Origin of the sequence: Nocardioides daedukensis (assembly GCF_013408415.1) — a bacterium.
In the GTDB taxonomy this organism is placed as follows: domain Bacteria; phylum Actinomycetota; class Actinomycetes; order Propionibacteriales; family Nocardioidaceae; genus Nocardioides; species Nocardioides daedukensis.
Genome location: NZ_JACCAA010000001.1, coordinates 3,308,874 through 3,331,720, shown reverse-complemented (window position 1 = coordinate 3,331,720; position 22,847 = coordinate 3,308,874). Strand labels below are relative to the sequence as shown.

Here is a 22,847-nt window from a genome sequence, read left to right as displayed (position 1 = left end):
GCCGCCGGGCTCTCAGAAGCCGGCGGTGCGAGGGCCGGCGGCCTGCTCGCGAACGGCCTTGCCCTTGCCGCGCGCCATCTCGGCGAGCGAGTCGGCATAGTCGACAAGCTGCTGCTGCAGCGCGTCGTCGGAGGTGGCCAGGATCCGCGCGGCCAGGATGCCGGCGTTCTTGGCGTTGCCGATCGCCACGGTGGCCACCGGGATCCCGCCGGGCATCTGCACGATCGAGAGCAGCGAGTCCATACCGTCGAGATACTTCAACGGCACCGGCACGCCGATCACCGGCAGCGGCGTCACCGACGCGAGCATCCCGGGCAGGTGGGCGGCCCCGCCGGCACCGGCGATGATCACCTTGATCCCCCGACCGGCGGCCTGCTTGCCCCACGCGATCATGTCCTCGGGCATCCGGTGGGCCGAGACCACGTCGGCCTCGAACTCGATGCCGAACTCGGCCAGGATCTCGCCGGCCGCCTTCATCACCGGCCAGTCCGAGTCCGAACCCATCACGATGCCTACCCGCGCAGTGCTCATCGAGGTCTCCTATTCGCTCTCGTTGCCGAGGTCTCCGCGCAGCCAGTCGGCCGCGTGGCGGGCGCGCTCGAGGCAGTCCTCGAGGTCGTCGCCGAAGGTGTTCACGTGGCCGACCTTGCGTCCCGGTCGCCACTGCTTGCCATAGAAGTGCACGCGCAGGTGCGGGTCGCGCGCCATCGCGTGCGGCAGGCCCTGGTAGAGCGGTGCCGCCGCGGCCTCGTCCTCACCGCCGAGGATGTTGACCATCACGGTCCACTTCGCGCGCGGCGAGGGCGATCCGAGCGGGAGGTCCATCACGGCTCGCAGGTGGTTCTCGAACTGGCTCGTCACCGCACCGTCCTGGGTCCAGTGACCGGTGTTGTGCGGGCGCATTGCGAGCTCGTTGACCAGGATCCGTCCGTCGGTGGTCTCGAAGAGCTCGACGGCCAGGATGCCGGTGACACCGAGCTCGCCGGCCACGGTGAGTGCGATCTGCTGGGCCTGCGCGGAGAGCTCGGGAGCCAGGTTCGGCGCGGGGGCGATCACCTCGTGGCAGATGCCGTCCTTCTGGGTGGAGGCGACGATCGGGTACGCCGCGGCCTGGCCGCTCGGTGAGCGCGCGACGAGGGCGGAGAGCTCACGCCGGAAGTCCACGAGCTCCTCGGCCAGGATGCGTACGCCGGTGCGGGCGGCGGTCTCGAAGGCCTCGGCGCAGTCCTCGGCCGAGCGGACCACCCAGACCCCCTTGCCGTCGTACCCGCCGCGAGTGGTCTTCAGGACGGCCGGGAAACCGAACTCCTCGACACCGGCGACATCGCTGACCACGGCGTTGCGCGGGCACGGGACGCCGAGCGAGGCGAGCCGCTCACGCATCACGGCCTTGTCCTGGGCGTGGACCAGGGCGTCGGGGCCGGGGCGCACCGCGATCCCCTCGGACTCCAGGGCGTGCAGGTGTGCGGTCGGGACGTGCTCGTGGTCGAAGGTGACCACCGCACAGCCCCGGGTGAGCGTCTTGAGGACGTCGAGGTCGGTGTAGTCGCCGACCATCTGGTCGACGATCACCTGGGCGGCCGAGACGCCCTCTGCCTCGGCGAGCAGCCGCAGCGGGAGTCCCAGGGCGATGGCCGGCTGCGCCATCATCCGGGCGAGCTGGCCGCCGCCGATGACGGCGAGTGTGGGGGCAAGGTCGTCAGGCACTCGAGAACCCTATCGAGTTGCGCGGCTCCGGGTGCTCGGGGCCACTGCGTCGGATGCGGATCGTGCGGTGGTGACTAGAGGCGCTTGACCGCGATCGGTTCGACGAGCCCGAACCCGCGCAGCGGACGCGCGGGCAGCGAACGGGTGTCGAACGCCTCGGTGGGCAGCAGGCTGGCGGTGGCGGCGTCCACGATCACCCGGTTGCGCCGGGCGACCGCGGTGAGCCGGGCGGCGAGGTTGACCGACGGGCCGAAGACGTCACCCATCCGCATCACCACCCCACCGCTGGCCAGGCCGACACGGACATCGGGCATCCGCGCGTCACGGCCGATGACCTGGATGATCCCGTCGGCGATGTCCAGGGCGCGGACCGCGTCGTCGGAGACGAACAGGACCGAGTCGCCGAGGCTCTTGATCACCCGGCCGCGGTGCGCCGAGACCACGTCGTGGCACCTCGACTCGAAGACCTCGACCAGGTCGCCGACGCGCTCCTCCCCGATCTCGTTGGAGAGCGCGCTGAAGGCGACGATGTCGGCGAAGCCGACGGTCACGTGGCTGGTCTTCACCTCGTCGTCGGGACCGAACTCCTCGATCCGGCCCGCAGCGGCAGCAAGGTGCCTGCGCCAGGCATAGAGCATCAGGTGCTCGAAGGGTGCGCCCACCTGCTCGACCAACTTCATCGCGGCGGCGACCCGGTCACCCTCGACCTCACCGAGGATGGGGACCAGGGCGCCGACCTCCCAGTCGGCCAGGCGCGCCATCGTGGTGCCTACCGCACGGGTCAGGTTGAGCGCGGTGTCGACGTCGATCAGGCCGGCCTCCACGGTTCCGTGCAGGATGCCCAGGGCCGCGGCGTCCGCACGGGTGAAGGCGACCTCGGACTCGGCGTACTCGGGGAAGCCCAAGGCTCGCCAGAGCCGTCGCGTGGTGTCGACGCTGACCGAGGCGTTCTCGGCGATCTCGGCCGCGGTGAACTCGGCGTCCTCGCCGAGGATGCCGCGGACCAGGTCCTCGCGGGTCAGCGCTGGCTGGTGGGTGTGCTCAGGCTCCGTCATCGCTCCGGCCATACAGACGGTGGAGTTCGTCGGCGACCTTGAGCTGGACCTTCTCGACGCGCGGGATGTCGTGCAGCTCGACCCGGCCGGCCTCCGACGCGTCGGTGACCACCAGCGTCCCGCAGCCGAAGATCCGGTCGGTCAGGTCGATCTCGAAGTCCACTCCGCTGATCCGGTTGAGCGGGATCGTGCGGCCCTTCTGGGCGATGATCCCGGTGCGCTCCATGAAGCGACGGTTGGTGAAGGTGTAGGTCGTGGACCACCAGACCAGGAACGGACGCACCACGAACCAGGCGATGATCACGCCGGCGACCACCCAGGCGGCGATGTGCAGCACGTCGCCGCCTGTGCCCTCGCCGATCGTCATCAGCCAGGCTGCGGCCGCGATCGCCACGAGCAGGACGATGATCGGGACGAACAGCGCCTTGGCGTGCGTTCTCGTGGAGACGATGACGCTTTCGCCCTCGTTGAGGTACTTCTGGGAGATGGCCACGGTCAGATCATGTCAAACAAATGCTCACCGCACGTGGATGACATCCCCCGCGCCCACCCAGGTCGTCCCCTGGGGGGTGTCGACACCGAGGCGTCCGCTCTCGTCGAGGCCGCTGGCCCTGCCCACGAGCGACTCCCCCGAGGGGAGTTCGACGCGCACGTCGCGCCCGATCGTGACGCAGGCGGAGCTGTACGCCGCGCGGAGGGCCGCAGCGTCGCTGAGCAGCTCGGTGGCACCGTCCAGGCTCTCGACCAGGTCCGCCAGGAGTGCGGTCCGGTCGAGCTCCTCGCCGAGCTCGATCAGCAGCGAGGTCGCCGTGGGCACCGGCCGTTCCTCCTCGGTGAGGGAGACGTTGAGACCGATCCCGATCACGGCAGCGGGCCCCTGCGGGGTCTCGATCCGCTCGACCAGGATCCCGGCCAGCTTGCGGTCCGGGGTCGAGGGCCCGGTGACCAGCACGTCGTTGGGCCACTTGAGCCCCACCGAGGCCAACCGTCCCACCAGCGCCTGATGTACGGCGTACCCCGTCGCGAGCGGGATCCAGGGCCACCTCGCAGGTGCGAGATCGGGACGCAACAGGAACGAGAAGGTCAGCGCGGAGCGGGCCGGCGTCGTCCACACCCGATCCAGTCGGCCACGACCGGCCACCTGGTGCTCGGTGACCAGCACCGATCCGCCCGTCGCACCCTCGCGTGCCCTACTGGCGAGTACCGCATTGGTCGATCCGGTCTCGTCCTCGATCTCGACCCGGCCGGCCAGTGCCGCCGGCAGGCGTGCCGGGTCGAGACGAGCCCGGTCAAGGGGTGGGCGAGCGTCGGGGGTCGAGGTCATGGGCACTACATTGGCCCACGGAAACCGAGGAGGCCAGCCACACCATGACGACAGCTGCGAACGAGCCCACCAGCGAGCAAGAGCTCGACCTGCACACCACCGCCGGCAAGTTGGCGGATCTTGAGCGACGCCTCAACGAGGCAGTACACGCCGGGTCTGAGAAGGCCATCGAGAAGCAGCACGCCAAGGGCCGCAAGACCGCCCGCGAGCGCATCGAGATGCTCTTCGACGAGGGATCCTTCGTCGAGCTGGACGAGCTCGCACGGCACCGCTCGACCGCCTTCGGCCTCGAGAAGAACCGCCCCTATGGCGACGGCGTCATCACCGGCTACGGCACGGTCGACGGCCGCCAGATCTGCGTGTTCTCCCAGGACTTCACCGTCTTCGGTGGGTCGCTCGGCGAGGTCTACGGCGAGAAGATCACCAAGGTGATGGACCTCGCGATCAAGACCGGCTGCCCGATCATCGGCATCAACGAAGGCGCCGGCGCCCGGATCCAGGAGGGCGTGGTCTCGCTCGGTCTCTACGGCGAGATCTTCAAGCGCAACGTGCACGCCTCGGGTGTCATCCCGCAGATCAGCATGATCATGGGCAACTGCGCCGGTGGGCACGTCTACTCCCCCGCCGTCACCGACTTCACCGTGATGGTCGACCAGACCTCGGCGATGTTCATCACCGGCCCCGACGTGATCAAGACGGTCACCGGCGAGGACGTCTCGATGGAGGAGCTGGGCGGCGCCCGCACGCACAACACCAAGTCGGGCAACGCGCACTACATGGCCAGCGACGAGGAAGACGCGATCGAGTTCGTCAAGGCTCTGATCGGTTACCTCCCGCAGAACAACCTCGACGAGGCTCCGTCGTACGACGAGGAGGCCAACCTTGAGATCAGCGACCTGGACCGGTCGCTCGACACGATCATCCCGGACTCCCCGAACCAGCCCTACGACATGACCGACGTGATCACCTCGGTCGTCGACGACGAGGACTTCCTCGAGGTGCAGGCGATGTTCGCGCCGAACATCATCGTCGGCTTCGGTCGCGTCGAGGGCCGCCCGGTCGGAGTCGTGGCCAACCAGCCGATGCAGTTCGCCGGCACGCTCGACATCGACGCCTCGGAGAAGGCCGCACGGTTCGTGCGCTTCTGCGACGCCTTCAACATCCCCGTGCTCACCTTCGTCGACGTCCCCGGCTTCCTGCCCGGCACCGACCAGGAGTGGAACGGCATCATCCGCCGCGGCGCCAAGCTGATCTACGCCTACGCCGAGGCCACCGTCCCGCTGATCACCGTGATCACCCGCAAGGCCTACGGCGGCGCCTACGACGTGATGGGCTCCAAGCACCTCGGTGCCGACCTGAACGTCGCCTGGCCCACCGCCCAGATCGCCGTGATGGGCGCCCAGGGCGCGGCCAACATCGTGCACCGAAAGACGCTTGCCGCGGTCGAGGCCGAGGGCGGCGACGTCGAGGCCCGCCGCGCCGAGCTGGTCGACGAGTACGAGACCACGCTGGCCAACCCGTACATCGCCGCCGAGCGTGGCTATGTCGACACCGTGATCATGCCGCACGAGACCCGCACCGAGATCGTGCGCGGGCTGCGCCTGCTCCGTTCGAAGCGGGAGATCCTTCCGGCCAAGAAGCACGGGAACATCCCGCTGTGAGCCAGGACGAGCAGGAGACCCCGGCCACCGAGACCGCTGAGGCAACCGAGGCACCGGCCAAGCCGGTGCTCCGTGTGGTCAACTCCGACGCGACGCCGGAGGAGATCGCGGCCCTGGTCGCGGTCTTCTCCGCCCTCGGGTCGGGTGGCACCGAGGCGCCTGCCGCCGCACCGTCGGCCTGGTCGGCCAACCACCGACGCGTGCGCCGCAGCCTGCCGCACGGTCCCGGCGCCTGGCGCTCCAGCGGCCTGCCCTCCTGAGGCGACGTGGCCGGCACGCTCGTGCCACGTGGCCATACTGGGTCGGTGACCTCCAACAGCATCACTGACGTCCCCGGCATCCGCGTCGGCCAGGCCGAACGTACCGGCGAGGGCTGGCTCAGCGGCACCACCGTCGTGCTGGCCCCTTCCGAGGGCGCGGTCGCCGGCGTCGACGTACGCGGCGGTGGCCCCGGCACCAGGGAGACCGACCTGCTCGACCCACGCAACCTCGTCGAGCGGGTCCAGGCGATCGTGCTCAGCGGCGGTTCGGCGCTCGGCCTGGCCAGCGTCGACGGTGTCGTGCAGCGACTCCTCGCCGACGGCCTCGGCTTCCCGATGGGAGAACCCGGCGAGGTGGTGCCGATCGTCCCCGCCGCGGTCCTCTATGACCTCGGCCGCGGCGGCACCTTCGCCAACCACCCCGACGCAACGTTGGGACAGGCGGCGTACGACGCTGCCTCCTCGACGGTGCGTGAGGGCAACGCCGGTGCCGGGACCGGAGCTCGCGTCGGCGGTCTCAAGGGCGGCATCGGGACCGCATCGGTGCGCCTCGAAGACGGCACCACCGTCGGTGCCCTGGTGGCGGTGAACGCGGTCGGTTCCGCCGTCGATCCCGTGACCGGTGAGCTCTTCGCCGCGCGCCACTGCCTTCCCGGTGACCTGCCTGCGCTGGGTCTCCCCGAGACGATCGAGATCGACCAAGCACGCGAACGCGCCGCCGCGGACCCCGCGCTGATCAAGCCACCCCTGGCGACCACCATCGGCGTGATCGCCACCGACGCGACGCTCACCAAGGCACAGTGCGCCAAGGTCGCCGGGATCGGGCACGACGGCCTGGCCCGGGCGATCAACCCGGTGCACACCATGTTCGACGGCGACACCCTCTTCACCATGGCCACCTGCGCCCGCCCGGCGACCGACGTCTTCGCCTTCCAGGCCCTGTTGATCGCCGCCGCCGACTGCGTCACCCGCGCCGTGGGCCGCGCCGTGCTCGCCGCCGACTCGACGTCCGGGATGCGCTCCTTCCGCGATGCCTTCCCCAGCGCGCTGCTCTGAGGGCGAGCTCGATCCGTTCTCCTCGGGGGCGGAGTCACCGGGTACCCGGTGACTCTGGTGCTTCCCGGGCAAGATCTTGCCCGGGAAGCGGCGGTCTCACCCGGTACCCGGTGACTCCAACGGACTAGGGTGACTGATGTGACTCAACAGCGACTCGTGGACGCCATCAGTGACCAGTACGTCGAGAGCTACGCCAAGCTCGACCCGATCACGGCCACCTATCTCGGCATCACCGGGCACGACGACAAGCTCACCGACCTCTCCCCCGACGGCTTTGCGGAGCGGGAGGGCCTGACCCGCAAGTCGCTGGCGGATGCGCGCGACGCGGCGCCGGCAGATGAACGCGAGCAGGTCGCCCGCGACGCGTTCCTCGAGCGGCTCGGGCTCGACGTCGAGAGCATCGATGCGGGACTCAACCGCAGCGACTTTTCGGTGATCAGCAGTGGCCTGCACGAGATCCGCCAGGTCTTCGACCTGATGCCGACCGAGGGCGAGGAGGCCTGGAGCAACATCAACGCCCGGATCGCCGGCGTACCCCGGGCCCTGCAGGACTACCGGATCACGCTCTCCGAGGAAGCCAACAAGGGCAACGTCTCGGCCGCCAGGCAGTATGCCGAGGTGGCCGCGCAGGTCCGCAAGTGGACCGGCGAGGAGGGCTCGGCAGGCGACTTCTTCACCAACCTCGCCAAGGGCACCGATGCCGAGGGCACGCTCAAGGACGAGCTCGCCACCAACGCCCGGGCAGCCACCCGCGCCCTCGCCGACTTCGGGATGTTCCTCGAGGACGAGATGGAGCCACGAGGCCGGCAGAACGAGGCCGTCGGCCGCGAGCACTACGCCCTCGCCTCGCGCCAGTTCCTCGGCGCCACCGTCGACCTCGAGCAGACCTACGCCTGGGGTTGGGACGAGCTGCAGCGGCTCAACGACGAGATGGTGTCGACCTCCGACCTGATCGTCCCCGGCTCGAGCATCGACGAGGCGGTCGCCGCACTCGATGCCGACCCCGCCCGCCGTATCGAGGGGCGTGAACCGTTCCGCGACTGGATGCAGCAGCTGGCGGACCGCGCGATCGCCGAGCTGGCCGACGTGCACTTCGACATCCCGGAGCCGATCCGCCGAATCGAGTGCATGCTCGCACCGACCAACGACGGTGGCATCTACTACACCGGCCCCTCGGAGGACTTCGAGCGGCCGGGGCGCATGTGGTGGTCCGTGCCCGACGGCATCGACAGCTTCTCGCCCTGGCGCGAGGTGACCACGGTCTTCCACGAAGGCGTCCCCGGGCACCACCTGCAGGTCGCCCAGACCGCCTATCGCAAGGAGTCCCTGAACCGCTGGCAGCGCCTGATGTGCTGGGTCAGCGGCCACGGTGAGGGTTGGGCGCTCTATGCCGAGCGGCTGATGGAGGACCTCGGTTACCTCGAGGACCCGGCGGATCGACTCGGCATGCTCGACGGCCAGAGCTTCCGCGCCGCACGCGTGATCATCGACATCGGGATGCACCTCGAGCTCACCATTCCCGACAACACCCTCGGCCTCAACGGCACCGCCTTCCACCCGGGCGAGACCTGGACTCCCGCCCTCGGTCTGGAGTTCATGCGCCTGCACTGCCGGATGGACGACCCGACGATCGTCTTCGAGGTGAACCGCTACCTCGGCTGGCCCGGACAGGCACCGTCCTACAAGGTCGGGGAGCGGATCTGGCTTGAGGCCCGCGACGACGCGAAGGCGCGCAAGGGCGCCGACTTCGACCTCAAGGCGTTCCACCGCGCCGCCCTCGACCTCGGCTCACTCGGCCTGGACCCGCTCACCGCTGCCCTGGCCCGGATCTGATGACGTCACTGGTCCTGGCCTCGGCCTCGCCGGCTCGGTTGGCCACGTTGCGCGCGGCCGGCATCGATCCCGAGGTGATCGTCTCCGGTGTCGACGAGTCGCAGGTCGCTGACCTGCCGCCGGCGGAGCTGGCCCTGGAGCTCGCCCGGATGAAGGCCGCCGCGGTCGTCCCAGGTGTCCAGGGACGCGACGTGGTGGTCCTCGGGTGCGACTCGGTCCTCGAGCTCGACGGCGAGGCGCTCGGCAAGCCCGGGACACCCGAGGAGGCGACCGCACGGTGGCGAGCCATGCGCGGGCGCAGCGGGGTGCTGCACTCCGGCCATGCACTGCACCACGTGCCCAGCGGAGGTACCGCCTCGGCGACCGCCTCGACCACGGTCTACTTCGCGGATGTCGACAACGACGAGATCGCGGCGTACGTCGCCACCGGCGAACCGTTGCACGTGGCGGGGGCCTTCACCATCGACGGGCTCGGCGGTGCGTTTATCCGCCGGATCGAGGGCGACCACCACAACGTCGTGGGCGTCAGCCTCCCGCTGCTCCGTGAGCTCCTGGCCGGGCTAGGAGTGGCCTGGGTCGGACTCTGGCGGTCCTGACTCGTCGCGATTGCTGCCCCGAGCGACCACCGAGTTGCCGGGGATCGGCATCGTCGTGGTGCCGGCGAGCGCCGCGGGTGCATAGTTCTTCTGGCTGAAGATGACCTGCCGGAAGAGGTAGAACCGCGCGACCATGCCGAAGCCCAGACCCACCACGTTGGCCGCGATGTTGTCCGCGAACGCGGAGTCCTGGTCGAGCAGGTTGCGGCTGATCCACAGGCACGCGATGGGCAGCGCCATCGTGGCCAGGTTGATCGCGACGTACGCCGTGCGCCCGCCGTCCGCGTGCGCGGTCTCGCGGTTCTTGAACGCCCATGACTTGGTGCCGCGATAGCTGATCACCATGCCCACCGTGTTGGCCACGACATAGGCCAGCGTCGGGTGGCTGTGCATCCACGGATCCTCGGTCAGGTAGACCCCGTGGACCAGGAAGTTGAAGATCACGAAGGCCACGAACGTCGCGACGCCGCCCACCGCCATGAAGCGGAGCGTCTCGTCGAGGAGACGTCTGGCCTTTGGACCCATGGGATCAGGCTACTCGACGGGGAGCCCGAGTCCGCGCGCAATAAGCATCCGCTGGACCTCGGAGGTTCCTTCGCCGATCTCCAGGATCTTCGCGTCGCGATAGAACCGGGCCACGGGGTACTCCTCCATGAAGCCGTAACCACCGAAGACCTGGGTGGCGATGCGGGTCGCGGTGACCGCCGACTCGGAGGTGTAGAGCTTGGCGATCGAGGCCGCGTGCTTGAGCTCCTTGACCGGCGCCCCGGCGTCCTTCATGGCCGCAGCCCGGTAGGTCAGCAGGCGTCCGGCCTGCAGCATCACGTCGAGGTCGGCGATCTGGAAGGCGACCCCCTGCTTGCGTCCGATCGGGCCACCCATGGTCTGCCGGTCGAGGGCATATTCGACGCACAGGTCGCGGCAGGCCTGGATCAGGCCGACGGCAAGTGCGGCGATGGCGATGCGGCCGTCGTCGAGCGTGGCCAGGAACTGGGCGAAGCCGCGGCCGCGCTGCCCGAGCAGGTTGGCCTCGGGGACGTGCACGTCGGTGAAGCTGAGCGGGTGGGTGTCGGAGATGTGCCAGCCGAGCTTGTCGTAGCCCTTCTCGGCGGTGAAGCCGGGCGTGCCCGACTCCACGATGATGGTGCTGATCTCGGCCGTGCCGTTCTCGCGGGTGCCGGTGCGCGCAGTGACGGTGACCAGCGAGGTGATCGCCGAGCCGGAGTTGGTGATGAACTGCTTCGAGCCGTTGATGACCCACTCGCCGTTGACGAGCTCGGCCTTGGTCTTGGTGGCCCCGGCGTCCGAGCCGGCCCCCGGCTCGGTCAGGCCGAAGCCGGCGAGGTTGCGACCGGCAACCAGGTCCGGGAGGTGGGCCTGCTTCTGCTCGTCGTTGCCGAAGGTGAGGATCGGGTTGATGCCCAGACCGACGCCGGCCTCCAGGGTGATCCCCATCGACTGGTCGACGCGGCCGAGCTCCTCGATGGCCAGGCACAGCGACGTGAACGGCCCGTCCTCGGGCGCGAGCCCGGCGCCACCGAACTCCTCGGGGGACGTGAGCCCGAAGAGGCCCAGTGCGCCCATCTTGTGCACGACGTCGACCGGGAAGTGGTGCTCCTTGTCCCACTGTGCGACGTGCGGCGCGATCTCGGCCTCGGCGAAGTCACGCACGGAGCGGCGGAACTCTTCGTGCTCACGGGACAGTTCGAACGACATGGCAGGACCTCTTCGACGGGGATCGGCTACGACCCCAGCATGGTCCTACGCTTACGTCGACGTAAAGCAACCCCGGCGACGCAGCGCAGTCGCGAGACAGGAGTCGTGATGACCTGGACGATCCGGCAGCTCGCCGACGACTACGACCTCACCCTGCGCACCCTGCGCCACTACGAGGACCTGGGCCTGCTGCATCCGGTGCGGGTGGGCACCGAACGCCAGTACCACCAGCGCGACCGGATCCGTCTCGAGCTGATCCTGCGTGGTCGCCGGGTCGGCTTCAGCCTGGACGAGATCGCCACGATCGTGAACATGTACGACGAGCCGCCCGGCGAGGCGGGCCAGCTCGAGTTCCTCATCGAGCAATGCGAGATCCGGCGCCGGGCGCTCGAGCAGCAGCGGCTCGACATCGACGCGACCCTGGCCGATCTGGCCGGGATAGCCGAGCGGTGCCGCACGGACCTGCGCTCATTGGCCGAGTGATCTCACGAGGACCAGGGAGCGAACCGACGAGATTGCCTCAGTCGGGTCCCGGCACGGAGAGGCCCAGGGCAAGCAGGTCCGCGGTCATCTCGAGCAGCCGCCCGGCATCGACCCCCTCAGGGCGGTCGAAGACGATCCGCAGGCAGGTCCCCAGGGCGATGCCGAGCGCGAAGTGGATCCGGGTCTCCCGCTCGACCTCGCTCAGCCCGGGCGCGTGCTGGAGCACGAAGACCCGGACATAACCGGCCAGCCGGTGCTCGACCTCGGGAAGCAGGTTCTGGTGCGTGCCCAAGGGGGCCTCGCGCAGCAGCGCCCCCACCACGACGGAGTGCTCGTCGAGCAGCTCGACCAGTCGGGTCAGCACCAGACCGACCGCCTCCCGGGTCGGCAGGGATGCGGTGCGGACCAGGGTCGCGGACAGGTCGGTGAGGATCATGTCGTTGGAGCGCTGGCGCAGGCCCTCCACGAGCTCGCCCTTGTCGGCGAACCAGCGATAGAGCGACCCCACGCTCACTCCTGCCTCGGCAGCGACGTGGTTGGTGGTCAGCCCGGCATACCCCCGATCGGCCAGGACCTGGGCGGTGGCGTCGAGCAGCCGGTCCATCGTCTGGCGCGAACGCTGCTGGACCGGCGGCTTCCGGGTCTGCATCTGGACTCCTTGGCACTGACGACGCGTGTCGTGGAATGCGAGTAGAAAACGAGCAATTACTCACTTTATCATCGGGACATGACCCAGACACTCCCCTCAGCTGCACCCGAGGCCCTCAACCGACCGGTTCCCACCCGCTATCGCTCGGCCACGGCATGGGCAGAGCGGGCAGCCGCCCCGCTACGGCTGACCGCGGGACCGGGCGCCCGCCCCACGCCCGCCGAGGTGGAGGCGCTCAAGGCCGGGCTGCTGCGACGCGACGAGCCAGCCGCTGCACTGGTCCGCGCGATGCGCGTGGACCGGTCGGTGAGCATGAAGCAGATCCGCGCCGCACTCGACGACGGGATCACCGCCGACTCCCCCGCACCACTGAAGGAGTTCTTCGAGCCCCTGCGCGAACGACCCGACTGGGTGCGCGACGACCTCCTCGAGCGCGGCGCCCGGGCCTGCCGCAGGCTGGGCGTCGACGGCCTGCGGGTCCTCGGCCTCGGCTCACTGCTCGGTGGCTATCGCACCGGGGCGGCCCTCGAGCCGCTGGTGCGCACCGGCCGACTGACCGGGGAGGAGGGCCAGCGTCGCCTCAACGAGACCACCGCCTGGTGGCTCGCCATCACCGCTCCCGGCGGACTCGAGCCAGGGGCCGAGGGATGGAACCTCTCGGTCCACGTCCGGATCATGCACGCCTTCGTCAACGACCAGCTGGAGCAGGCGCCCGACTGGGACTGGGACTTCCGCGGCGTCCCGATCAACCAGTACGACCAGGCCAGCACCCTGGGCGTCTTCAGCACCAGCTTCCTGCTCCACGCCCGCCTGTTCGGCCACTACGTGAGCCGTCGCGACAGCAAGGCGATCATGCACCTGTGGTCCTACGTCGGCTGGCTGATGGGCGTCGACGACGCATGGCTGCCCCGCACCGAGCGGATCGGGCGCCGGCTGCTCTACCAGTTCCTGGCCGGCGATCCGGCTCCCGACGAGAACTCCCTGCTCCTCGCCGACTCACTGCTCTCCTCGATCGATGCCGGTGAGGGCTCGGCCCTGACCAAGCGCTTCGAGCGCGAGCGCACCCTGAGCATGGCCACCGGCCTGCTCGGGCCCGGCGCGATGCGCGACCTCGGCCTTCCCATGCGGTTGCCGTGGTTCACCGGCTGGCGCTTCCTGGTCAACCTGCCGCTGAGCCAGGTGCTGGCTCGGGTGCCCGGAACCGACGAGCTGACCGTGCGCCGGGGCAACGCCTCGATCGAACGCGAGTGCCGGCGCATCTTCGGCGACGACGGGCCCTCGGCCCACGGGGTCGCGCCGCTCTGAGCGTTCTCACGCCGGCGACTACCTGTCGGTAGGCATCCATGACCCGGAACCGGTCACGGACCAGTCGACGGATGGCCCTAGACTCCCCTGGTGGCGCAGACCGTCCGCGTCACCATGAATTCAGCAGTCGAGGAGTGTTCGTGCCCGAGATCAAGCCCCTGCAAAAGGTCCTCATCGCCAACCGCGGCGAGATCGCGGTGCGCGTCATTCGCGCCTGCAAGGACGCAGGCATCGGTTCCGTTGCCGTCTACGCGGAGCCGGACCGCGAGGCCCTCTTCGTCCGTCTCGCCGACGAAGCACACACCCTCAACGGCGCCACGCCCGCAGAGACCTACCTCGACATCCCCAAGATCATCGAGGTCGCCAAGCGCTCCGGCGCCGACTCGGTGCACCCCGGCTACGGCTTCCTCGCCGAGAACGCCCAGTTCGCCCAGGCCGTCCTCGACGCCGGGCTGATCTGGATCGGCCCCTCCCCCGACGCCATCGACGCCCTGGGCGACAAGGCCAAGGCCAAGCACATCGCCGAGCGCGCCAAGGCGCCGCTCGCCCCCGGCACGAAGGACCCGGTCAAGGACGCCGACGAGGTCATCGCGCTGGCCAAGGAGTTCGGTCTCCCGGTCGCCATCAAGGCCGTCTACGGCGGCGGTGGCCGTGGCCTCAAGGTCGCCCGCACGCTGGAGGAGATCCCCGAGCTGTTCGAGTCGGCGACCCGTGAGGCGATCGGCGCCTTCGGCCGCGGCGAGTGCCTGGTCGAGAAGTTCCTCGACCGCCCCCGCCACGTCGAGACCCAATGCCTCGCCGACCAGCACGGCAACGTGGTCGTCGTCTCGACCCGCGACTGCTCGCTCCAGCGCCGGCACCAGAAGCTGGTCGAGGAGGCCCCCGCGCCGTTCCTCACCGACGAGCAGAACCAGCGCCTCTACGAGTCGTCCAAGGCGATCCTGAAGGAAGCCGGCTACGTCGGTGCCGGAACCTGCGAGTTCCTGGTCGCCGCAGACGGCACCATCTCGTTCCTCGAGGTCAACACCCGCCTCCAGGTCGAGCACTGCGTCTCCGAGGAAGTCACCGGCATCGACCTGGTCCGCGAGATGTTCCGCATCGCCGCCGGCGAGGAGCTCGGCTACGGCGACCCCGAGATCCGCGGGCACTCCATCGAGTTCCGCGTCAACGCCGAGGACCCGGGCAACAACTTCATGCCCGCACCCGGCACGCTCACCGAGTGGGCTCCGCCGAGTGGTCCCGGCATCCGCATCGACTCCGGCTACGAGAAGGGCGAGACCATCCCGGGCTCGTTCGACTCCCTGGTCGCCAAGCTGATCGTGACCGGCAAGGACCGCACCCAGGCGATCGAGCGATCCCGCCGGGCGATCTCCGAGTTCCGGATCGAGGGCATGCCCACCGCGCTCACGTTCGACGAGGTCGTGCTCAACGACCCGGCGTACGTCGGTGCCTCCAACCCGTCGGGCGAGGGCGACTTCACCGTCTACACCACCTGGATCGAGACTGACTTCGACAACCAGATCCCGCCCTACTCCGGCGACGCCGGCGAGGCAGAGGAGCCGGCCGAGCGCCAGAAGGTGACCGTCGAGGTCGGCGGCAGGCGCCTTGAGGTGGTCATCCCCGGTGGGCTCGGCGGTCTGGCCGGCGGCGGCGCCGCTGCCGGAGCCAAGAAGCCGAAGCGCACCGCGAAGAAGGCCGGCGCTGCTGCTTCCGGTGACTCGGTCACCTCGCCCATGCAGGGCACGATCGTCAAGGTCGCCGTCGAGGAGGGTGCAACCGTCGCCGAGGGCGACGTCATCGTCGTGCTCGAGGCGATGAAGATGGAGCAGCCCCTTAAGGCGCACAAGGCCGGAACGGTGAGCGGCCTGGAGGCCACGGTCGGCAGCACGGTCAACAACGGTGCCGTCATCTGCGAGCTCAAGGACTGAACATGAGCAGCACTCCTCCCGAGGAGGAGTTCATCGACACCGTCGATGAAATCATCGCCCACCTGCGCCAGGATCCGATCCTGGTGCAGGAGGCGATGGGCAACGGCTACACGACTGAGCTCACCGAGGCCTTGCACGAGCTGGAGGCCAAGGCTGACTACCCGGTCTACGTCGTCTACGCCGTGACCCCCCAGGGGATCTCCCGGGGGTCCGGCGACGAGGAGCTGGCCAGCCTGATCCATGCCGAGATCGGCAAGGACGGCGTCTACGTCGTGCACACCAGCCAGGGTGGTAGCCACGTCGGCGTGTGGGGTGACCTCGATCCGGCCGAGGACAGCGACGCAATGTTGGTCCGCTCGGCTCATCGGACGGTCGAGGACCAGATCGAGGACGTCGTCGAGACGCAGGGCAAGGTCGAGTTCGTGATGGCGCCCCAGGCCAAGGCGGCCGCTGCCCTGGAGGTCGCCGCGCTCGAGCAGATCCCCGACTACCGCGAGCCGATCCTCACCCCCGAGCAGGTCGAGGCCTACTCCCACCCGATGTGGAGCTTCATGGGCTACACCTCGAGACTCGATCGGGAGGACGCCGAGCCGGCCACCCCCGGCTACAGCGCGATGACCGGGACCCTGGTCGCGGTGCTGGTGCTGGTCTGCGGCTATCGGCTGCTGCAGGCGATCGGAGCGCGCAACCTGGTCCCCAGCTCCTCGCGGTCCGGCTCTGCCCAGTCCGGCTCCACCCGCTCGAGCACCACTGCGGGCAAGGCGGGCAAGTCGAGCAAGGGAGGACGCGGGACACCGGCGGCAGAGCTGACCAAGGCGGAGCACGCCGAGCGCCAGCTCGCGCTGGTGCGCACCAAGGCCAGCAACGAGCTGACCCGCCTGGAGCGGAGCCTGGCCAAGCCCGGTGAGCGTCGCCGGGCCGGCGAGGAGCGCACCGAGCTGGCCTCGCGCAGCCTCGAGGCTGGCACGGACCTGGTGGACTCCAAGGATCTTCTCGACGTGGTCGGCGCGCTCGTGCTGGCCAGGACCGGAGCCCGCGCGATGAGCAAGGACGGGGCAGAGATCTATCGCTGCTGCTATCTCAACCCGCTGCATGGCGAGGCGACCCGGCTCCAGACCGTGGCTGGCGGCATCCGCGTCGGTGTGTGCAACAAGTGCGAGCGCGACCTGGCCGCCGGTCGGGTGCTCGACTCGCTGGTCGAGGTCCGCCGGCTCGCCATCGACAAGCCCTACTACAGCGGCAAGAGCGTCTGGGCCGAGACCGGCTACGGCACCTTGGTCGATGACCTGTGGCGACATGCGGACCAGAGGCGGCCACGATGAGGAATGCCGTGGCCAACCTGGTCCTCGCCGCGCTGGCGGCGCTGCTCTGCGGATTCGGCGCCTCGGCCTGGTTCACCGACAAGCGCGAGCAGGAGTTCGCCCAGTGGCAGGCCTACGAGGAAGTCCTCGACACCCCTCGTGACCGGGTGCGCAACGCGATCGAGGGCATCCGCAAGGACGGCGTACACGTCGCTCCGGACGGTCGCACGATGGTGGACGAGGCCGATGAGAAGCGACTGGAGAAGGCGATCGCCGCGCGTGGTGTGGACGAGGTGCCCGTTCGGGTGATCGTCTGGCAGGAGACCAACATGGGCGGCAGCTACCTCCAGACCGAGGAGCAGCTCGAGCGGGCCCTGGCCGACGACGAACCGGGGGTGCTGGTCATCTGGGAGGGCCCGGAGTCGGGAGACGTGATGCTGACCGGCGGCAGGGACGGCTATCCCTTCCAGTTCAACACCAGCGACTTCGTCGGCGACCCCACCACTGCACTGCTCGCAGGGATCGACCAGCTCACGGTGACCTGGCACGACGACGACAGCGAGTTCGACTACTGGGGTGGCACCGGCGGTGGCATCGCCGCGGGCGTCATGATCGCCCTGGGCGTCCTCCTGGGGATCGGACTCTTCTTCTGGCTGGTGCGGACCCTCACCGGCGGACTGCTCAAGCTCCCGGGAGGGTGGCGATGACCGCGCGCAACGACGACGAGCTCCAGCAGATCCACGAGGCCCTGGCCAAGGACCAGCTCTACATCCACCCCAGCCTGGAGTCGCAGTTCACTGCCGATCAGATCGCGGCGATCAAGCAGAACATCGCGAAGTCCGAGGACCCGCTGTTCGTGGTGGCCTACCCCTTCGAGCGCGGTGACGCGTTCTCCGGGAGCACTGCGGACCTGCTCACCAGGCTGCACGCCGAGCACCCGGAACCGGGGATCTACCTGGCCACCACCACCAGCCTCGAACCCACCGACATCTCGCTCGAGGGCCGGGCCTGGGACGTGCCGAGCACCTCTGACGGCTCGCTCTACCACCCGGCACTGAGCATCGTCCGCTATGAGTCGCACGAGACGCTCGGAAGCGCCTTCGAGCGCTCCACCGAGCTCCTGCTCCGGCCGGCCTCGAAGTTGGACAAGCTGGAGTCGAAGGCCCGCGACGAGTGGTACGACCGCAATGACCTGGAGCGCACCTCGACCGGGAGCTCCTATGGCGAGGACGGCTTCGACCCGACCGGCCTGGTGATCGCCGGGCTGATCGTCGTGATCATCTGTGCCGTCATCTACAAGGTCTTCGCAGGCGTACGCCGCGCCAAGAAGCCCCAGGCACTGCCACCGTCGGCGATGGCCAGGATCCGCAAGGCGCACGACCGCAAGCTCGAGCAGCAGGCGCGCGACGACGTGCTGGGCCTGGGCGAGCGGATCGACGAAGCCGAGATCACCGCCACCGGCGATGTGGACTCGTGGCAGTCCGCGCTGGACCACTATGAGGCCGCGCGACGCGTGATGAACGTCAAGGATCCGGAGGTCCTCGACGTGGTCGGTGCGATCGTCCTCGCCGACAACGGCTCACGCGCCCTCGATGCTGCCCTGGCCGGAAGGTCGTTCAAGCCGCCCACGCGATGCTTCCTCAATCCGCTGCACGGCGTGACCGGGCAGGTCCAAGCGGTGACCGCGGCCGGGCGCGAGGTCAAGGCGCCGCTGTGCACTGCCTGCCGCCAAGCCCTGCGCAGGGACCGGGTCCCCGACATCCTCGACGTGGCCCGTCGCGGCAAGCCGGTGCACTACTTCGAGACGGACTCCGAGCCGTGGGCGTCCAGCGGATATGGCGCGCTCGAGCCGGACCTGATCACCCGCCTGCACCGCCGGCCCTGAGCCGGAACGTAATCGAGGGCCGCCCGGAGACCGGACGGCCCTCTCTCTCAGCTCCCTCCCAGGAGTGAGATCCGGTGCCACGCTCGACGTCTCCGGAGCGCGACGGGCTCGGTGTGCGAAGAACTCTATCCGAGCCCGTGGGTCCACGGTCACGAATCCGCGAACCGAGACCCGGCGCCGCCCACTAGTCTGGGGGCATGCCCGCCCACGTCGAAGCGCCCTTCCAGGGCTTCGTCACGCCCTTGGTGCGCGTCGGTGACCGGGTCGAGATCGGCGACCCGGTCGCGATGATCGAGGCGATGAAGATGGAGGCCGCGATCACCGCGCCCAGGTCGGGCACGATCGTGCGGGTGGTCGTCGACGGGACCGAGTCGGTGGCCGGCGGGGACCTGGTCGTGGTCCTGGAGCCCGCCGTCCGAGGCTAGGACGCGAAGTCGAACCAGGTCGAGCGCAGCCCGAGCTTGGAGCGGAACTCGGTGGCATAGATCGTCCTCGACCCCTGGGAGCCGAACATGGTCAGGGTGTTCACCCGGCCGCCCCATTCGCCGTTGCCGTCGCGGTCGCGGATCTTGATCGTCTCCAGGTTGCCGATCGTCGGCCAGGCCTTCTCCACCTTGGCCACGTCGAGGTCGAGGCGCCACTCGTGGACCGGGTTGCCGGCCCAGCCGTCGTACGGGTCCTGCTTGGCCGGCAGGTAGGAGAACTTGGAGCTGTCGGCGGTCCAGCCACCGCTGCTCGAGCTGAACTGGGTGAAGGCCGGCTTTCCACCCGAGGTCAGCACCTGGCTCTTCGTGGCCTGGACCGCGGCGTTCGAGGCCGAGTGCTCGGCCTCCACACCGCCATAGACCTGGCAGGCCGTGGTGTCGCAGATGTGATAGGTCCTGGTCAGTGGCGTGGCCTTCTGGCGCACCCCATAGGTGCGGGCGGCGACGGACTGGGCGCGTACGGCGTTCGGGCTCCAGGTCGCCGGCATCTCACGGGCGACCACGCCCTGGGTGTAGTGGTTCACGTCGACCAGGTTCACGGTCTGGCGCTCCCTGGTGCCCGGCTTGGGGATCGCCGAGCGAAGCGTCCCGCGATAGCGCACCGAGGTGTTGCCGACGTAGAGCCGGATGGCGGCACCGCCGGCGTGGAACTCGAGCGTCCCGGGGATGGTCCGCCAGATCCGCCACTTGTCGCGGTAGTACTCGACACGGCTCTCGCCCTTGCTGCTCACCGCGAGGCGCCATTTCGTGGCGCCGCGGTCGGGCAGGGTCCATGCCTCCCGGGTGCTGGGTCGCTTGACCCGCAGGTGGGACCTGGCCTGGACCACGGTGTAGCGGGTGGTGTTCGCGGAGATCAGGACCGAGATCCGGCCCTTTGCCGTGCTCAGGCTGGTGCCCGGGTAGTAGAACCCCAGGATCTGCTTCCAGCTCAGTCCCTCGCGGGCCGCGCCCTCGGCGCCGTACTGCGACATCCCGTGCCCGTGGCCGAAGCCGTGACCGACGAGCTTCACGCTTCCGGTGCTCGGCATCCGGTAGGACTTGTTCACGGTGAGCTTCTTGGCGGCAACGGTCGGCGCCGCACTCGCGGAACCTCCGGAGAGGGTGGCGGTGAGACCGACGATCAGGGCCGCGCTGAGGGCGCAGAACGTGGTCAGGAGCGGGGTGCGACGCATGTTGTGTCCAGTTGTCCTTGTGGCGTTTGTGGCTGGTGTTTCGAATTGCATCACGGTCTCGGGCCCCGCAACAGAGGTTCTTGTGAACTACAACGGAGTGATTCATCGCCGCCGATTTCGCACCGTTGCTAGCGTCTTCACATGGTGGAGTTCCTGGTCCTTCTCGCAGTCGTCGCCGTCGTCGCGCTGGTCGCCGTACAGCGCAGGTCCCGCAAGCAGACGAGCGAGCAGGAGCGTGCTCTCGCCCAGGTGAAGAGGGTCGTGGACGCGGACGTGACCCGGTTCGGCGAGGAGCTGCAGGAGCTGCACATCGACACCCTCGCGACCACCCTCGACGTGCCGATGCGGCAGGACTACCAGCGAGCCCTGGACGCCTACGAGGACGCCAAGATGCTGCTCGCCGAGGCGGCGGAGCCCGAGGACCTCACCCAGGTCACGCGCACCCTCGAGGACGGCCGCTATGCGCAGGCCTGCGTGCTGGCGCGGCAGGACGGACGCGAGCTCCCGCAGCGGCGCCCACCGTGCTTCTTCAACCCCGCCCACGGCCCGGCCCAGACCGACGTCGCCTGGGCTCCGGCCGGTGGCGCCGAGCGTGAGATCCCGGTCTGCCTGGCCGACGCCGAGCGTGTCCGTGCCGGCGCCGAGCCCGACGCCCGCCAGGTCCGCTCCGGCAACCGGATGGTGCCGTGGTACCAGGGTGGCCCGGCCTACGGCCACTATGCCGACGGCTACTACGGCTCCTATGCGATGAACGGACTCTTCCCGGCGTTCCTGATCGGGTCGATGATGGGCGGCCTCTGGTCACCGGCGGTGATCGAGCCACCGGCCGACCTGGGTGGTGACGCCGCCGGCGGCGACTGGTCCACCGAGGGTGGGGGCACCGATGGCCTGGACAGCATGGACGGCATCGGCGAGATCGGTGGCGGCGACCACTCGGGTGGTGACTTCTCGGGCGGGGACTCCGGCGGATGGTTCGGCGGTGCTGGTGACTTCGGGGGCGGCGGCGACTTCGGCGGCTTCTGAAGGCGCTCAGATCTTGTGCAGGCGCCGCGCAGCCTCTGCGACCGATCCCGACACCGACGGATAGACGGTGAACACCTGGGCCAGCTGGTCGGCGGTCAGTGACTCCCCCACCGCGATCGCGACCGGGTGGATCAGCTCCGAGGCGCGTGGGCCGACGACGACGCCGCCGACGACGATCCCGGTGCCGGGCCGGCAGAACAGCTTCACGAAGCCATCGGTGACGCCCTGCATCTTGGCCCGGGCATTGCCGGCGAGCGGGAGCATCACACAGTCCGCCTGGATCTCACCGGCGTCGACGGCCTGCTGCGACCAGCCCACCGTGGCGATCTCGGGTGCGGTGAAGACGTTGGAGGACACCTTCTTCAGGTCCAGCGGTGCCACCGCGTCCCCGAGGAAGTGCCACATGGCGATCCGGCCCTGCATCCCGGCCACGGAGGCGAGCATCAGCACGCCAGTGCAGTCACCGGCCGCATAGACACCGCGTGCCGAGGTCCGAGAGACCCTGTCCACCTTGATGAAGCCAGCCTCATCGGTGATCACGCCGGCCTCCTCGAGACCGAGGTCGGCAGTGTTCGGGACCGAGCCGAGCGCGAGGATGCAGTGCGAGCCCTCGACCGTGCGACCGTCCGTCAGCGTCACGGTCACCGAGTCCCCGTGACGGATCACGGACTCCATCCGGGACTTGCCGAGCACCTTCATCCCCTTGCGGGTGGCCACCTGCTCGAGGACCGCCGAGGCATCCGCGTCCTCACCGGGAAGGACCCGGTCGCGCGAGGAGACCAGGGTGACGTCGATGCCCAGCGCCAGATAGGCGGAGGCGAACTCCGCCCCGGTGACGCCCGAACCGACCACGATCAGCTTCTCCGGCACCTCGGTGAGGTCATAGACCTGCTCCCAGGTCAGGATGCGTTCACCATCGGGCTCGGCCGAGGCCAAGGTCCGGGGCGAGGCACCGGTGGCGACCAGGATGGCATCCGCCTCGAGGACGGAACGTACGCCGTCGGCGTCGGTCACCTCGACCCGGTGCGGATCACTCAGCCGACCACGGCCCCGGATCACCCGCACCCCGTCGCGTTCCATTCGACGGGCGATGTCGGCCGACTGCTCGTCGGCGAGACGGCGTACGCGCGCGTTCACCTTGGCCAGGTCGACGCGAATGCTGGTGGCCGCGTCCCCCTGGGTGTCGGTGAAGGACACCCCGAGCTCGGCTGAAGCAGCCACCTCGGTCATCACCTCGGCCGTGGCGATCAGGGTCTTGCTCGGCACGCAGTCGGTGAGCACCGCGGACCCGCCGAGGCCGTCGGTGTCGACCAGCGTGACCTCCGCGCCGAGCTGTGCGGCGACCAGGGCGGACTCATATCCGCCCGGGCCTCCCCCGACGATGACGACACGATTCGAAGTGGGCATC

General features: G+C 69.3%; 23 protein-coding genes. 13 read left to right on the top strand and 10 right to left on the bottom strand.

Annotated elements, in window-relative coordinates:
* Positions 1-12: 12 nt before the first annotated feature.
* The 5 genes from purE to BJ980_RS16220 all read right to left on the bottom strand — a co-directional run bounded on the left by purE (position 13) and on the right by BJ980_RS16220 (position 4,086).
* Entirely contained in the window at positions 13-531 is a 519-nt protein-coding gene (purE, locus tag BJ980_RS16240; protein ID WP_179503246.1) for a 5-(carboxyamino)imidazole ribonucleotide mutase, read from the bottom strand.
* A gap of 9 nt (positions 532-540) precedes the next feature.
* Positions 541-1,707 (bottom strand): 5-(carboxyamino)imidazole ribonucleotide synthase, encoded by a 1,167-nt coding sequence (locus tag BJ980_RS16235; RefSeq protein WP_343047843.1) that lies wholly within the window; start codon positions 1,705-1,707, stop codon positions 541-543.
* A 74-nt stretch (positions 1,708-1,781) separates the two neighbouring features.
* Positions 1,782-2,762 (bottom strand): adenylate/guanylate cyclase domain-containing protein, encoded by a 981-nt coding sequence (locus tag BJ980_RS16230; protein WP_246279991.1) that lies wholly within the window; start codon positions 2,760-2,762, stop codon positions 1,782-1,784.
* Entirely contained in the window at positions 2,749-3,255 is a 507-nt protein-coding gene (locus tag BJ980_RS19355) for a PH domain-containing protein (protein ID WP_179503244.1), read from the bottom strand. Before BJ980_RS19355 ends, BJ980_RS16230 begins: the two co-directional genes overlap by 14 nt.
* Before the next feature lie 24 nt (positions 3,256-3,279).
* Complete coding sequence (locus BJ980_RS16220) at positions 3,280-4,086, bottom strand: biotin--[acetyl-CoA-carboxylase] ligase (protein WP_179503243.1); 807 nt, start codon at positions 4,084-4,086, stop codon at positions 3,280-3,282.
* Between the two features lie 44 nt (positions 4,087-4,130).
* Between BJ980_RS16220 and BJ980_RS16215 the strand changes: the two genes are divergently transcribed.
* The 5 genes from BJ980_RS16215 to BJ980_RS16195 all read left to right on the top strand — a co-directional run bounded on the left by BJ980_RS16215 (position 4,131) and on the right by BJ980_RS16195 (position 9,492).
* Positions 4,131-5,747, top strand: coding sequence for an acyl-CoA carboxylase subunit beta (locus BJ980_RS16215; RefSeq protein ID WP_179503242.1), 1,617 nt, complete (start codon positions 4,131-4,133; stop codon positions 5,745-5,747).
* On the top strand, positions 5,744-6,007 hold the full coding sequence (locus tag BJ980_RS19100; protein WP_218855552.1) for an acyl-CoA carboxylase subunit epsilon: 264 nt from the start codon (positions 5,744-5,746) through the stop codon (positions 6,005-6,007). The genes BJ980_RS16215 and BJ980_RS19100 overlap by 4 nt, the downstream gene beginning before the upstream one ends.
* 45 nt (positions 6,008-6,052) lie before the next feature.
* A complete protein-coding gene (locus BJ980_RS16205; protein ID WP_179503241.1) occupies positions 6,053-7,063 on the top strand; it encodes a P1 family peptidase in 1,011 nt (336 codons plus the stop codon).
* A 138-nt stretch (positions 7,064-7,201) separates the two neighbouring features.
* Entirely contained in the window at positions 7,202-8,896 is a 1,695-nt protein-coding gene (locus BJ980_RS16200) for a DUF885 family protein (protein ID WP_179503240.1), read from the top strand.
* Positions 8,896-9,492: a Maf family protein gene (locus BJ980_RS16195; RefSeq protein WP_179503239.1), complete on the top strand. Its 597-nt coding sequence runs from the start codon at positions 8,896-8,898 to the stop codon at positions 9,490-9,492. The genes BJ980_RS16200 and BJ980_RS16195 overlap by 1 nt, the downstream gene beginning before the upstream one ends.
* Here BJ980_RS16195 and BJ980_RS16190 read toward each other — a convergent pair.
* A complete protein-coding gene (locus BJ980_RS16190; protein WP_179503238.1) occupies positions 9,457-10,017 on the bottom strand; it encodes a GtrA family protein in 561 nt (186 codons plus the stop codon). The genes BJ980_RS16195 and BJ980_RS16190 overlap by 36 nt on opposite strands.
* 9 nt (positions 10,018-10,026) lie before the next feature.
* A complete protein-coding gene (locus BJ980_RS16185; RefSeq protein ID WP_179503237.1) occupies positions 10,027-11,208 on the bottom strand; it encodes an acyl-CoA dehydrogenase family protein in 1,182 nt (393 codons plus the stop codon).
* Between the two features lie 108 nt (positions 11,209-11,316).
* Between BJ980_RS16185 and BJ980_RS16180 the strand changes: the two genes are divergently transcribed.
* A complete protein-coding gene (locus BJ980_RS16180) occupies positions 11,317-11,691 on the top strand; it encodes a MerR family transcriptional regulator (RefSeq protein WP_179503236.1) in 375 nt (124 codons plus the stop codon).
* 37 nt (positions 11,692-11,728) lie between these two features.
* Here BJ980_RS16180 and BJ980_RS16175 read toward each other — a convergent pair whose 3' ends face one another.
* Positions 11,729-12,340 (bottom strand): TetR/AcrR family transcriptional regulator, encoded by a 612-nt coding sequence (locus BJ980_RS16175; protein ID WP_179503235.1) that lies wholly within the window; start codon positions 12,338-12,340, stop codon positions 11,729-11,731.
* A 78-nt stretch (positions 12,341-12,418) separates the two neighbouring features.
* Between BJ980_RS16175 and BJ980_RS16170 the strand changes: the two genes are divergently transcribed.
* From BJ980_RS16170 to BJ980_RS16145, 6 genes are all read left to right on the top strand, one after another.
* Entirely contained in the window at positions 12,419-13,645 is a 1,227-nt protein-coding gene (locus tag BJ980_RS16170; RefSeq protein ID WP_179503234.1) for an oxygenase MpaB family protein, read from the top strand.
* A gap of 140 nt (positions 13,646-13,785) precedes the next feature.
* Positions 13,786-15,573, top strand: a complete 1,788-nt coding sequence (locus tag BJ980_RS16165; RefSeq protein WP_343047842.1) for an acetyl/propionyl/methylcrotonyl-CoA carboxylase subunit alpha — start codon at positions 13,786-13,788, stop codon at positions 15,571-15,573.
* 2 nt (positions 15,574-15,575) lie between these two features.
* Positions 15,576-16,895 carry a hypothetical protein gene (locus BJ980_RS16160; RefSeq protein WP_179503232.1) on the top strand — a complete coding sequence of 440 codons (1,320 nt, stop codon included), beginning with the start codon at positions 15,576-15,578 and terminating at the stop codon, positions 16,893-16,895.
* Positions 16,892-17,581, top strand: a complete 690-nt coding sequence (locus BJ980_RS16155; protein ID WP_179503231.1) for a hypothetical protein — start codon at positions 16,892-16,894, stop codon at positions 17,579-17,581. The genes BJ980_RS16160 and BJ980_RS16155 overlap by 4 nt, the downstream gene beginning before the upstream one ends.
* Positions 17,578-18,759, top strand: a complete 1,182-nt coding sequence (locus tag BJ980_RS16150; RefSeq protein WP_179503230.1) for a hypothetical protein — start codon at positions 17,578-17,580, stop codon at positions 18,757-18,759. The genes BJ980_RS16155 and BJ980_RS16150 overlap by 4 nt, the downstream gene beginning before the upstream one ends.
* Before the next feature lie 197 nt (positions 18,760-18,956).
* The gene (locus tag BJ980_RS16145; RefSeq protein ID WP_179503229.1) at positions 18,957-19,184 is read left to right on the top strand and encodes a biotin/lipoyl-containing protein; all 228 of its coding nucleotides are present in this window, start codon (positions 18,957-18,959) and stop codon (positions 19,182-19,184) included.
* Here the strand turns inward: BJ980_RS16145 and BJ980_RS16140 are convergent.
* Complete coding sequence (locus BJ980_RS16140) at positions 19,181-20,416, bottom strand: SpoIID/LytB domain-containing protein (RefSeq protein WP_179503228.1); 1,236 nt, start codon at positions 20,414-20,416, stop codon at positions 19,181-19,183. The two genes, BJ980_RS16145 and BJ980_RS16140, sit on opposite strands and share 4 nt — an antisense overlap.
* A 141-nt stretch (positions 20,417-20,557) precedes the next feature.
* Between BJ980_RS16140 and BJ980_RS16135 the strand changes: the two genes are divergently transcribed.
* On the top strand, positions 20,558-21,439 hold the full coding sequence (locus BJ980_RS16135; RefSeq protein WP_218855551.1) for a hypothetical protein: 882 nt from the start codon (positions 20,558-20,560) through the stop codon (positions 21,437-21,439).
* 6 nt (positions 21,440-21,445) lie between these two features.
* Here BJ980_RS16135 and BJ980_RS16130 read toward each other — a convergent pair whose 3' ends face one another.
* A complete protein-coding gene (locus BJ980_RS16130) occupies positions 21,446-22,846 on the bottom strand; it encodes an NAD(P)H-quinone dehydrogenase (protein WP_179503227.1) in 1,401 nt (466 codons plus the stop codon).
* Between the last annotated feature and the right edge of the window lies 1 nt (position 22,847).

Excerpts from the sequence above, each read along its gene's own strand:
- BJ980_RS16215 (WP_179503242.1), top strand. The coding sequence starts at position 4,131 with ATGACGACAGCTGCGAACGAGCCCACCAGCGAGCAAGAGCTCGACCTG.
- BJ980_RS16140 (WP_179503228.1), bottom strand. The coding sequence starts at position 20,416 with ATGCGTCGCACCCCGCTCCTGACCACGTTCTGCGCCCTCAGCGCGGCC.
- BJ980_RS16160 (WP_179503232.1), top strand. The coding sequence starts at position 15,576 with ATGAGCAGCACTCCTCCCGAGGAGGAGTTCATCGACACCGTCGATGAA.
- BJ980_RS16190 (WP_179503238.1), bottom strand. The coding sequence starts at position 10,017 with ATGGGTCCAAAGGCCAGACGTCTCCTCGACGAGACGCTCCGCTTCATG.
- BJ980_RS16220 (WP_179503243.1), bottom strand. The coding sequence starts at position 4,086 with ATGACCTCGACCCCCGACGCTCGCCCACCCCTTGACCGGGCTCGTCTC.
- BJ980_RS16150 (WP_179503230.1), top strand. The coding sequence starts at position 17,578 with ATGACCGCGCGCAACGACGACGAGCTCCAGCAGATCCACGAGGCCCTG.
- purE (WP_179503246.1), bottom strand. The coding sequence starts at position 531 with ATGAGCACTGCGCGGGTAGGCATCGTGATGGGTTCGGACTCGGACTGG.
- BJ980_RS16175 (WP_179503235.1), bottom strand. The coding sequence starts at position 12,340 with ATGCAGACCCGGAAGCCGCCGGTCCAGCAGCGTTCGCGCCAGACGATG.
- BJ980_RS16185 (WP_179503237.1), bottom strand. The coding sequence starts at position 11,208 with ATGTCGTTCGAACTGTCCCGTGAGCACGAAGAGTTCCGCCGCTCCGTG.
- BJ980_RS16145 (WP_179503229.1), top strand. The coding sequence starts at position 18,957 with ATGCCCGCCCACGTCGAAGCGCCCTTCCAGGGCTTCGTCACGCCCTTG.
- BJ980_RS16130 (WP_179503227.1), bottom strand. The coding sequence starts at position 22,846 with ATGCCCACTTCGAATCGTGTCGTCATCGTCGGGGGAGGCCCGGGCGGA.
- BJ980_RS16155 (WP_179503231.1), top strand. The coding sequence starts at position 16,892 with ATGAGGAATGCCGTGGCCAACCTGGTCCTCGCCGCGCTGGCGGCGCTG.
- BJ980_RS16180 (WP_179503236.1), top strand. The coding sequence starts at position 11,317 with ATGACCTGGACGATCCGGCAGCTCGCCGACGACTACGACCTCACCCTG.
- BJ980_RS16135 (WP_218855551.1), top strand. The coding sequence starts at position 20,558 with ATGGTGGAGTTCCTGGTCCTTCTCGCAGTCGTCGCCGTCGTCGCGCTG.
- BJ980_RS16195 (WP_179503239.1), top strand. The coding sequence starts at position 8,896 with ATGACGTCACTGGTCCTGGCCTCGGCCTCGCCGGCTCGGTTGGCCACG.
- BJ980_RS16170 (WP_179503234.1), top strand. The coding sequence starts at position 12,419 with ATGACCCAGACACTCCCCTCAGCTGCACCCGAGGCCCTCAACCGACCG.
- BJ980_RS16230 (WP_246279991.1), bottom strand. The coding sequence starts at position 2,762 with ATGACGGAGCCTGAGCACACCCACCAGCCAGCGCTGACCCGCGAGGAC.